Origin of the sequence: Ewingella americana ATCC 33852 (assembly GCF_000735345.1) — a bacterium.
GTDB classification, from domain to species: domain Bacteria; phylum Pseudomonadota; class Gammaproteobacteria; order Enterobacterales; family Enterobacteriaceae; genus Ewingella; species Ewingella americana.
Genome location: NZ_JMPJ01000053.1, coordinates 68,381 through 80,077 on the forward strand (window position 1 = coordinate 68,381; position 11,697 = coordinate 80,077).

At 47.3% G+C, this 11,697-nt stretch carries 8 protein-coding genes; 2 read left to right on the forward strand and 6 right to left on the reverse strand.

What is annotated here, in order from left to right; translation table 11 throughout:
• Positions 1 to 9 precede the first annotated feature (9 nt).
• The 4 genes from oppC to GEAM_RS09890 form a co-directional block, all read right to left on the reverse strand.
• The gene (gene oppC, locus GEAM_RS09875; protein ID WP_034791020.1) at positions 10 to 918 is read right to left on the reverse strand and encodes an oligopeptide ABC transporter permease OppC; all 909 of its coding nucleotides are present in this window, start codon (positions 916 to 918) and stop codon (positions 10 to 12) included.
• A gap of 15 nt (positions 919 to 933) precedes the next feature.
• The gene (gene oppB / locus GEAM_RS09880; protein WP_034791023.1) at positions 934 to 1,854 is read right to left on the reverse strand and encodes an oligopeptide ABC transporter permease OppB; all 921 of its coding nucleotides are present in this window, start codon (positions 1,852 to 1,854) and stop codon (positions 934 to 936) included.
• Between the two features lie 175 nt (positions 1,855 to 2,029).
• Positions 2,030 to 3,676 (reverse strand): oligopeptide ABC transporter substrate-binding protein OppA, encoded by a 1,647-nt coding sequence (oppA, locus tag GEAM_RS09885; RefSeq protein WP_034791026.1) that lies wholly within the window; start codon positions 3,674 to 3,676, stop codon positions 2,030 to 2,032.
• A gap of 1,163 nt (positions 3,677 to 4,839) precedes the next feature.
• Positions 4,840 to 5,487 (reverse strand): YchE family NAAT transporter, encoded by a 648-nt coding sequence (locus GEAM_RS09890; protein WP_034791030.1) that lies wholly within the window; start codon positions 5,485 to 5,487, stop codon positions 4,840 to 4,842.
• A 530-nt stretch (positions 5,488 to 6,017) separates the two neighbouring features.
• On the opposite strand from GEAM_RS09890, the gene adhE reads away from it, so the two are divergent.
• On the forward strand, positions 6,018 to 8,693 hold the full coding sequence (adhE, locus tag GEAM_RS09895; RefSeq protein WP_034791032.1) for a bifunctional acetaldehyde-CoA/alcohol dehydrogenase: 2,676 nt from the start codon (positions 6,018 to 6,020) through the stop codon (positions 8,691 to 8,693).
• 104 nt (positions 8,694 to 8,797) lie between these two features.
• Here adhE and GEAM_RS09900 read toward each other — a convergent pair whose 3' ends face one another.
• Positions 8,798 to 9,400 carry a thymidine kinase gene (locus GEAM_RS09900; protein WP_034791034.1) on the reverse strand — a complete coding sequence of 201 codons (603 nt, stop codon included), beginning with the start codon at positions 9,398 to 9,400 and terminating at the stop codon, positions 8,798 to 8,800.
• 658 nt (positions 9,401 to 10,058) lie between these two features.
• Between GEAM_RS09900 and hns the strand changes: the two genes are divergently transcribed.
• Positions 10,059 to 10,466 carry a histone-like nucleoid-structuring protein H-NS gene (hns, locus tag GEAM_RS09905; RefSeq protein ID WP_034791036.1) on the forward strand — a complete coding sequence of 136 codons (408 nt, stop codon included), beginning with the start codon at positions 10,059 to 10,061 and terminating at the stop codon, positions 10,464 to 10,466.
• A 221-nt stretch (positions 10,467 to 10,687) separates the two neighbouring features.
• Here hns and GEAM_RS09910 read toward each other — a convergent pair whose 3' ends face one another.
• Positions 10,688 to 11,695, reverse strand: coding sequence for an NAD-dependent epimerase (locus GEAM_RS09910; RefSeq protein WP_034791038.1), 1,008 nt, complete (start codon positions 11,693 to 11,695; stop codon positions 10,688 to 10,690).
• Positions 11,696 to 11,697: the final 2 nt, after the last annotated feature.

Genomic DNA, 11,697 nt, shown 5'->3' on the forward strand with positions numbered 1-11,697 from the left:
TTGCACTCCTTAACGATCTTTCGGGTCGAGGGCATCACGCAGGCCATCGCCGATAAAATTGAAACAGAACAGAGTTACAACCAGGAAGCCTGCCGGGAACAGCAGTAACCAAGGTGAAACTTCCATAGAGTTGGCGCCGTCGCTCAGCAACGCACCCCAACTGCTTAACGGCTCTTGCGTACCCAACCCTAAGAAGCTGAGGAAGGATTCGAATAAGATCATGCTCGGTACCAGCAGGGAGGCGTAAACCACCACCACGCCCAGTACGTTTGGCACGATGTGACGCAGAACGATATTGCGGGTAGACACCCCGCTCACCAGCGCCGCTTCGATGAACTCTTTACGCTTCAGGCTCAGGGTCTGTCCACGCACGATACGCGCCATGTCCAGCCATGAAACCATGCCGATGGCGACGAAAATCAGCAAAATGTTTTGGCCGAAGAAGGTCACCAGCAGGATAACGAAGAACATGAATGGGAAGGAGTTGAGGATCTCCAGGAAACGCATCATCGCGGAGTCAATTTTGCCGCCAAGGTAGCCGGAAACTGTGCCGTATAAGGTGCCCAAGATAACCGCGACCAGTGCCGCCGCCACGCCAACCATCAGAGAGATACGCCCGCCGATTGCCACGCGAACCAGCAAGTCACGGCCCGAGGAGTCGGTACCGAAATAGTGGTGAGACGCAAAGTCCGGCGCAGCTGACATCATGTTCCAGTCAGTATCTGCGTAGGCAAATTGTGAAATCATTGGCGCGAAGGTCACGAATAACGCAATCACCGCCAACACGATCAGGCTGGTAACAGCCGCGCGGTTGCTGATGAAGCGACGACGCGCGTCCTGCCATAAGCTGCGCCCTTCAACTTCCATCTTCTCGGTGAAGTTTTCCAGAGCTTCGCTGTTTTTCTTACTTAACATCATTGACAAGCTCCAGCATTAATAACGGATTTTTGGATCGATAACGGCGTAAAGCACGTCGACGATCGCATTGAACAAAATGGTCAGTGCGCCAACCAAAATGGTCAGACTCAGAACCAGCGAGTAGTCACGGTTAAGTGCGCCGTTAACAAACAGCTGGCCGATGCCCGGCAATCCGAAAATGCTTTCGATAACCATTGAGCCGGTGATGATACCGACGAAGGCAGGTCCCATATAGGACAGTACCGGCAACAGTGCAGGCTTCAACGCGTGGCGCAGAATAATGCGGCGCAGCGGCAAACCTTTAGCACGAGCTGTACGGATAAAGTTGGAGTGCAAGACTTCAATCATTGAACCGCGGGTAATACGCGCGATGCTGGCGATATAAGCCAGTGACAGAGCCACCATTGGCAAAATCATAAATTTGATCCCACCGCCGTTCCAACCGCCGCCCGGTAACCACTTCAGGGTAATGGCGAAAATCAGCACCAATAAAGGTGCAACCACAAAGCTCGGGATAACAACGCCGGTCATGGCTACCCCCATTACCGTGTAATCCCATTTAGTGTTCTGATTAAGCGCGGCAATCACGCCGGCGGAAACACCAAATACAATCGCCATGATGAAAGCAGCCAGACCCAATTTCGCAGAAACCGGGAAAGAAGCGGCTACCAGATCATTAACGGTATAGTCTTTATATTTGAACGACGGGCCGAAATCACCTTTCGCCAGTTGCCCTAAATAGTTGAAGTACTGCTTATAGATTGGATCATTGAGGTGATATTTCGCCTCAATGTTCGCCATAACTTCTGGCGGAAGATTACGCTCACCTGAAAATGGACTTCCCGGTGCGAGACGCATCATAAAAAACGAGATGGTAATTAAGATGAATAGCGTCGGAATCGCTTCCAGACAGCGGCGTAAAATAAACTTTAACATTGCCCGTACCTGTTTCTAAGCCTGCACTACAGCTTGATAGTTTTGGCTTTATCGTCGCAATAATAAAAATATTGCGACGGTGGCTCTCTGCTTCAGCGCTGAAACGGTCAGCGCCAAGAACGATACCTTTATCAAAATAGGCAGGGCATCTCGGGGATACCCTGCCAGTCACTAATTAGTGTTTGATAATGTACAGATCTTTAACGTAGACGTTGTCCTGTGGATCTTTACCGGTGTAGCCACCCACGTATGGTTTCACCAGACGGGCGTTCACGTAGTAATAAACAGGAACGATGGCGGAATCTTTATCCAGTTGCTGTTCAGCTTTCTGGTACAAAGATGCGCGCTCTTCGTCAGTCTTGGCAGTCAGAGTGTCAGCAATCGCTTTGTCGAAGGCTGCGCTCTTGTAGTGAGCCGTGTTGTTGCTGCTGTCAGACAACAGCATGTTCAGGAAGGATGAAGGTTCGTTGTAGTCAGAACACCATGCCGCACGAGAAACATCGAAGTTACCCTGATGACGGGTATCCAGGAAGGTTTTCCACTCTTGGTTTTCCAGTTGAACGTTCACACCCAGGTTTTTCTTCCAGATTGCAGCAGCGGCGATAGCCAGCTTCTTGTGCAGGTCAGAAGTGTTGTAAAGCAGTTTGAAGGTCAATGGCTTAGCATCGGTGTAACCCGCTTCTGCCAACAGTTTCTTCGCCTGTGCGTTACGTTGATCCTGAGTCTCTTTGAACCAGGCTGGAGGCGTCAGTTTGCCGTCAGCGCCGTCAGTGTATGGCGGGGTGAAGCCGTAAGCTGGCAGGTCGCCCTGTGCTTTCACTTTATCAACAATGATGTCGCGATCCAGACCCAGTTTCAGAGCTTCACGAACGCGCTCGTCGGTGAATGGCGCTTTCTGGTTGTTGATTTCGTAATAATAAGTACACAGATATGGGTCAACATGGACTTCAGTTGGGATTTCTTTCTTCAGTTTCTGGAACAGTTCGATCGGCATGTTGTTGTAAGTCATGTCGATTTCGCCGCTGCGGTAGCGGTTAACGTCAGTCACTTCTGAAGAGATTGGCAGGTAAGTTACCTGATTGATAACAGTGTCTTTGTTATCCCAATATTGTGGGTTACGTTCCAGAACGATGCGTTCGTTGACGGTCCAAGTTTTCAGTTTATAAGCGCCGTTGCTCACATAGTTTTCTGGTTGAGTCCATTTGTCGCCAAATTTCTCAACAGCATTTTTGTTTACCGGCTTCATCGCGGTGTGAGACAGCATTTTAACGAAGTATGGAACTGGCTCAGTCAGAGTCACTTCCAGAGTGTGGTCGTCGATAGCTTTCACGCCCAGCGTGTCAGGGCTTTTCTTGCCAGCAATGATGTCATCGATGTTAGCGATGTGGCCATATTGCAGGTAGCTCTCGTACGGGGATGCAGTTTTCGGGTCAGCCAGACGCTGCCAGCTGTAAACGAAGTCAGCAGCGGTTACTGGGTCGCCGTTTGACCATTTAGCGTCTTTACGCAGGTGGAAAGTCCAGACTTTAAAGTCTTTGTTATCCCAAGTTTCAGCAACGCCTGGGATCACGTGGCCGTCTGAGTTAGAGGTGTTAACCAGACCTTCAAGCAGGTCACGGATAACGTTGGACTCTGGAACACCTTCCACTTTATGTGGGTCCAGTGATTGCACTTCAGAACCGTTGTTACGAACCAGCTCTTGTTTGTCAGCCAGTTGCACACCAGCTGGTACGGTAGCAGCGAAAGCGCTGCCCGCGGTCGCCACGCCCAACGCTGCTAAAACACAGGCAGCGAGGATAGTTTTTTTTGTGATGTTGGTCATTTTATATTCAACTCCAGTTTTTATTATGAACTTGCGCACGGTGGAGCAAGATAAACCCTTGCTGGGCTTTTGGTTTATCGCGGGCAGGAACGAATTACCCGATAGAAAAACCGCATGTATTAGTCGCTGTGAGTAAGACGACTATCCCCTACTACATTTCTAACGTTTGAAATTTGAGACTGTTAATCGTCTTTCAACTTCAGAGATCCTTTAAGGAAGACCTCGCTCCTTTTGCTCGCCCTGTTTAAAAGTATTTCACGCAGAGTGGTAATACCTTTTTCAAACACGGCAGGCTAATGCTTAATTTGACTTAATATTGCAATTTCAGGCGAACACGCGCGGACTGCGATTTTTAGCAGTCTGAAAAAATAGTATTAGTGGGAACTAATGCGCTGTGTTTCTGACTTAACCGACGACATGCATCAACAGTGCCAAAGATAGCCTTTGGGAAAAGCTGTGACACCAAGAGCGCTTTGGCTCTGAAAGGATGCAACGTTGCGACCACGACATTCTCCAAAAACAAATGAAATTGCTAATTCTAAATCTCTTTGCAAGATCCATTCTCACTTCGGCATATGCCCGAAACAACTTTCCATTTGTGAAGACGTCCCGAAAATTATCAGAAGCCTGTTAACTGCGCCAATAAATTTTGCGAAAATGTTACGCGTTTCTCCTTTACTGAGTATCGAAGCCTTTTAGCCATCTGGCATGCCACTGACAAGCAGTAAATCAACGCGTTGTTTTTATTAAATATTTATAAGTTTTCTTCTGGCAGTCATCCCGCGCTTCTGTTTAAAAATTCGACTGATACAAAAAGTTAACATTCTGTAGCTTTGAAGAATAAACGGCTGTTTCTGACTGAGTAAACACTAATAACATCTCGATACAGCATGCACAAGCCCTACAGAATGATGTGATTAAATTAACATCGATTCGGGCAGAGAAAGTGATAAAAAAGGGATTTTTCGGGCGGGGAAACTTATATAAATAGCAGTTTGGGGTAGAAATATGCTTAGGAATGGAGTTTAAGCTACATTTAGGTGCAACTGGTCATTAATAAGTCATTAGTTGCACTATATTGAGGCATCCGGTTATTAGCAAAGTTAATAACGTCATTGCCAATAACCGAATGTTAAGAAAGATAAAGAGTAGATTCAGGGGTCTTATTGCAGCAGACCGGGGAAAATCGCCTTAATGCCGGTCACAATAAATTCAATGCCCAGCGACATCAGCAATAAACCCATAATACGGGTAATAACGTTAATGCCGGTCTGCCCTAGCAGTCTCACCAATAAAGGTGCGGCGCGGAACAATAGCCAGCAGCTGAAAGCAAAAACCGCGATGGCGACCGTCAGCCCTAACAGATTCTGCCAGCCGTGAAAACGCGAACTCCAGACAATGGTCGAACTGATAGCGCCCGGCCCGGCCATTAAAGGCAATGCCAGCGGCACAACGCCGACGTTTTCGCGGATCGCCGTTTCCGACTTCTCTTGCTTGTTCTGCTTATCCTCACCCAACTTGCCGCTGATCATCGACATGGCAATGGTCACCACCAGAATGCCGCCCGCGATGCGGAAAGAATCAATAGAGATGCCGAAGATATGCAGGATGGCGTCGCCGAGGAATAAAGCCGTCCACAATATAATGGCCACCGACAGGTTGGCGGTCATATTGGTTTTATTTCTACCGGCGGCGGCTTGGTAGCTGGTCATGCTAATGAAGACCGGCAAGATCCCCACTGGGTTGACCAATGCGAAAAGCCCGACGAAGAATTTGATATAGCCTGAAAGATCTAACAGAGATTGGCTCACGCAGAACTCCGCACAATACGCCAGAAGAGGAAGGTTTCAATGGGCGCTAATGTACTGTAATTGTCGTTGGGATTCCACGAGACTTTTTAGCGTGTATAACCAGATTTTTTAATATAAGCAGTGATAAATGCTGATGTTAAAAATAATAGGCGTCAATCCGACCAATAATCGCACATTTTGTTAAATATAATTGGGTTAATGATAACCAATCTCATCACCAACCTGCTGAAAGGTGTCAGCAAATCACTTTACTGATCCAGATCAAAAATAGCCTGCCTCCAAGTGAGTATGCTTTTCACGTAGTCAGTGAGTAGGCGACAGGATAAACACCTTGCAAGCTGGCGAAGTTAACTCGGTTTCTCCTACAGGATGTTCAACCTTTATAAAAGCTGTTTGAGCAAATAATGAGACAGATATAACTGACTGAAAATAAATGTGTAAATTTGTTTCGGGCAGTGGGCTATAGCACAGCTATACTGAATTCTGGCGGATTATTTACTAAAAGAGTTTAACTTTATCAGGAGAGCATTATGGCTGTAACAAATGTCGCTGAATTGAACGCACTCGTAGCACGAGTCAAAAAAGCCCAGCGCGAATATGCTAACTTCACCCAAGAGCAAGTTGATAAGATCTTTAGTGCCGCCGCGTTGGCCGCCGCTGATGCCCGTATCTTACTTGCGAAACTGGCTGTCGAAGAATCTGGCATGGGGATTGTTGAAGACAAAGTCATCAAAAACCACTTCGCCTCTGAATACATTTATAACGCGTATAAAGACGAAAAAACCTGCGGTATCCTGTCACAAGATGACACCTTCGGTACCATCACTATCGCCGAACCTATCGGCATCATCTGCGGTATCGTCCCAACCACTAACCCAACTTCTACTGCGATTTTTAAAGCGCTTATCAGCTTAAAAACCCGTAACGGTATTATCTTCTCCCCACACCCACGCGCTAAAAATGCGACCAACAAAGCCGCAGATATCGTTCTGCAAGCTGCTATCGCTGCTGGCGCACCGAAAGACCTGATTGGCTGGATTGACGAGCCAAGCGTTGAGCTTTCTAACCAACTGATGCATCACCCAGACATCAACCTGATCCTCGCGACAGGTGGTCCAGGCATGGTGAAAGCAGCTTACAGCTCTGGTAAACCAGCAATCGGCGTAGGTGCAGGTAACACCCCAGTAGTGGTTGATGAAACCGCTGACATCAAACGCGTTGTTGCTTCAATCTTGATGTCCAAAACCTTCGATAACGGCGTTATCTGTGCGTCTGAACAGTCCATTATCGTGGTTGATTCCGTCTACGACGCCGTGCGTGAGCGCTTCTCAACTCACGGCGGTTACTTGCTGCAAGGCAAAGAGCTGAAAGCCGTTCAAGACATTATCTTAAAAAATGGTGGCCTGAATGCCGCTATCGTGGGTCAGCCAGCAACTAAAATTGCCGAAATGGCCGGCATCAAAGTGCCTTCACACACTAAAGTATTAATTGGTGAAGTGAAAAACGTTGATGAGTCAGAACCTTTCGCTCATGAAAAACTGTCCCCTACCCTCGCCATGTACCGTGCTAAGAACTTTGAAGACGCGGTAGAGAAAGCTGAGAAACTGGTAGAAATGGGCGGTATCGGTCATACCTCTTGCCTCTACACCGACCAAGATAATCAGCCTGAACGTGTGAACTATTTTGGCGACAAAATGAAAACCGCGCGCATCCTGATTAACACCCCAGCATCTCAGGGTGGTATCGGTGACCTCTACAACTTCAAACTTGCTCCATCACTGACTTTAGGTTGCGGCTCATGGGGTGGTAACTCCATCTCTGAAAACGTCGGTCCTAAACATCTGATCAACAAGAAAACTGTAGCGAAGCGAGCAGAAAACATGTTGTGGCATAAACTTCCGAAATCTATCTACTTCCGTCGCGGCTCACTGCCTATCGCTCTGGAAGAAGTGGCGACCGATGGTGCAAAACGCGCCTTCATCGTAACCGACCGTTTCCTGTTTAATGCCGGCTATGCCGACCAGATCACCAGCGTGTTGAAAGGTCACGGCATCGAAACTGAAGTGTTCTTCGAAGTTGAAGCTGACCCAACCCTGAGCATCGTTCGTAAAGGTGCTGAGCAGATGAACTCCTTCAAACCAGACGTGATTATCGCACTGGGTGGTGGTTCACCAATGGACGCAGCCAAAATCATGTGGGTTCTGTACGAACATCCGCAGACTCAGTTCGAAGATTTGGCACTGCGCTTTATGGACATCCGTAAACGCATCTACAAATTCCCGAAAATGGGCGTGAAAGCGAAAATGATCGCCGTCACCACCACTTCAGGTACAGGTTCAGAAGTTACACCATTCGCCGTGGTAACCGACGATGCTACTGGTCAGAAATATCCACTGGCTGACTACGCGTTAACTCCAGATATGGCAATCGTTGATGCCAACCTGGTGATGAACATGCCTAAGTCACTCTGTGCCTTCGGTGGTCTGGACGCAGTAACCCACGCCTTGGAAGCTTATGTTTCTGTTCTGGCTAACGAATACTCTGACGGTCAGGCTCTGCAAGCGCTGAAACTACTGAAAGAGTTCCTGCCAGCTAGCTACAAAGAAGGCGCGAAAAACCCAGTGGCTCGTGAACGTGTTCACAACGCTGCAACTATCGCGGGTATCGCCTTCGCCAACGCCTTCTTGGGTGTCTGTCACTCCATGGCCCACAAACTGGGTTCAGAGTTCCACATCCCACACGGTCTGGCCAATGCGATGTTGATTGCCAACGTTATTCGCTATAACGCCAATGACAACCCAACTAAACAGACAGCTTTCAGCCAATACGACCGCCCACAAGCGCGTCGTCGCTATGCAGAAGTCGCCGACCATTTAGGTCTGAGCGCACCGGGCGACCGTACTGCACAGAAAATTGAGAAACTGCTGAACTGGTTGGATGACATCAAAGGGGAATTGGGTATCCCAACCTCTATTCGCGAAGCGGGTGTTCAGGAAGCTGACTTCTTGGCGAAAGTGGACAAACTGTCTGAAGATGCCTTCGATGACCAGTGTACCGGTGCTAACCCACGTTACCCACTGATCTCCGAGCTGAAACAGATTCTGATGGACACTTACTACGGTCGTAAATTCACCGAAGAAGAAGAAGCAGAAGTGGTTACTGCTGCTCCAGTAGCGAAAGCTGAAAAGAAGTCTGCTAAAAAATAATCTTTAAGTCGTTATAAAGAGTGATTATGCAAAAACCCGCCTGATGGCGGGTTTTTTTATTTGTCCTGAAGCTTGCAGGCTTACGCTGAATATCACGCGGCTTATTACTCCTTAGAAGCTTTCTCAGCGCAGGTAGCCATTGCCTCTTTGAAGTGTTTACGGCACACCGAAACATAGCTCTCATTGCCGCCTATCACCACCTGTGCGCCATCGTGCATAGGCTCGCCCTGCTCATCTAAACGCAGCACCCTGTTGGCCTTACGGCCGCAATGACAGATAGTTTTCAGCTCGACCAACTTATCGGCCCAAGCCAGAAGGTATTCACTGCCTTCAAACAGCTCACCGCGGAAGTCGGTACGCAGCCCGTAGCAGAGAACCGGAATATCTAAGCTGTCGACCACATCGGTTAATTGTGCAATTTGTGCTTTAGTCAGAAACTGACTTTCATCTATTAATACACAGTGCACGGTTTGCTCACGGTGCTCGTGCGCCACCAGCCCAAACAGATCGCTATCTTTATTATATAACTGGGCTTGGGAAGACAACCCTATGCGCGAGCTCACCTTACCCACACCAAAGCGATGGTCAAACTCTGCGGTTAATACCAGAGTGCGCATACCACGTTCTTGGTAGTTATAAGATGATTGCAGTAGAGAGGTCGATTTCCCTGCATTCATGGCCGAATAGTAGAAATAAAGCTGAGCCATAAAATGGTGACTCCGTAAGTATATTGAAAGGTTAACCGCTAAGTTGCCAATTGTATCATAAGGCTTACGCTGACTGACATTCGCTTGTTAGCGCACAGCAAGTGGCCTGAAAACAGTGCTTTATTTCAAATTTTAAAGTCACAGTTATTTACAATCCAATATTAGGATTAAGTTTAAAGTTTATAAGACGTTTGCTTTTTTTGTGGGTTTTAGACGCCGCGCCCAGACCCATATAACAGAACTAAAACAACATTTAGCCTTATTAACCACCAACCTTTAACCTCGGCGGCCTAAGCATTTAGTGTTCCTAAACTGCTCAGCGGTGGCACTAATAGACAAGAACTCGTTAAGCCAACCCTTACATTACAAGCCGCCATACACAGGGCTTAGCACCAATTTTATTTGTGAACTCTGACCACTGAGTTATAAAAACTCCCGCATCAGGTCACAAAAAAACGTCTGCCCTGATATTGAAATTTAGCTTACAGCCACCAGTTAAATAGGGCTCTTTAAGACGGTTATATTTTTATCAGCTAATGTAATTATGCTTTTAATTGGTAAATTCGAGTGTACAAAACAAATTGGCTATTGCAGAACGCTAAAGAGCAATCTATTATTACCTCAACGCCCCCCACCAATATAATTCGAGACTAGTATAATGAGCGAAGCATTAAAGATTCTGAACAACATCCGTACTCTGCGTGCGCAGGCAAGAGAATGTACTCTGGAAACATTGGAAGAGATGCTTGAGAAATTAGAAGTTGTAGTTAACGAACGTCGTGAAGAAGATACTCAGGCAGCTGCTGAAATCGAAGAACGCACTCGTAAACTGCAACAATACCGTGAAATGCTGATTGCTGATGGCATTGACCCGAACGAATTGCTGCAAACTATGGCTGCTACTAAAGCGACTGGTAAAGCGAAACGTGCTGCGCGTCCTGCTAAATACAAATACATCGACGAAAACGGCGAAAACAAAACTTGGACCGGCCAAGGCCGTACTCCAGCCGTGATCAAGAAAGCTATCGAAGAGCAAGGTAAATCGCTGGACGATTTCCTGCTGTAATCTTTCTGTTGTAATAAAGTATTACCGCTTCTGCTTAATACGTTTTGAAAAAAACCTGCCTCTCGAGGCGGGTTTTTTCATTTCTATCTCTAGATAACTTTCATTCTATGAATACTTGAGACCTGTTAACCCTTCGATGAAATATGCATCAAGGCCTAATCCCCCTAAAAGCCAGACATAAAAAAAGGCCGCCGAAGCAGCCTCTTTCGTCCGAAGGGTGTTTAGCGCTGATAAAACTCGCGATACCACTCCACAAAGCGTTTCACGCCCTGCTCTACTGACGTCTCAGGACGGAAGCCAATCGCCTGATACAGTGCTTCTGTATCCGCGCTGGTGTTGAGCACATCACCCGCCTGCATTGGCAGCATGTTCTTATTCGCTTCAATGCCCAGAGCCGTTTCCAGCGCCTTTATATAGGTCATCAGGCTAATAGGATCGCTATTACCAATGTTGTACACCACGTAAGGCGCGGAGCTTTCAGCGGTCGAGCCTTCTTCTACCGTCCACTCTTTATTGGCGACAGGAACCACGTCCTGAAGGCGAACCACGGCCTCAGCGATATCATCAATATATGTGAAGTCACGGTTCATTTTGCCGTGGTTATAAACATCAATGCTCTCTCCCGCCAGAATAGCCTTAGTAAACTTAAATAAGGCCATGTCCGGACGCCCCCAAGGGCCGTAGACGGTAAAGAAGCGTAGCCCAGTGGTTGGCACCCCATAAAGGTGCGAATAACTGTGAGCCATTAGCTCGTTGGCTTTTTTGGTCGCAGCATACAATGAAATAGGATGATCAACCGAGTCATCAGTCGAGAACGGCTGCTTTCTATTTAAGCCATAAACCGAACTGGAAGACGCGTACAGCAGGTGCCCCACTTTATTATGGCGACAGCCTTCCAGCACATTAACAAAGCCAATCAAATTAGAATCAGCATAAGCTAAAGGGTTTTGCAGCGAATAACGCACACCGGCCTGAGCACCCAAATGAATCACGCGCTCGAACTGGTGGGTAGCAAAAAGATCCGCCATACCGCTGCGATCCGCCAGATCTAATTTAATAAATTCAAAATTTGAATTATTCGTCAGAAGCTCAAGACGGGATAATTTCAGATTAACGTCATAATAGTCATTGAGATTATCAATGCCGACGACCTGATGCCCCTCTTCCAGCAACCTTTTGGCCACAAAGCATCCAATAAATCCAGCAGCTCCTGTCACTAAAAACTTCATAT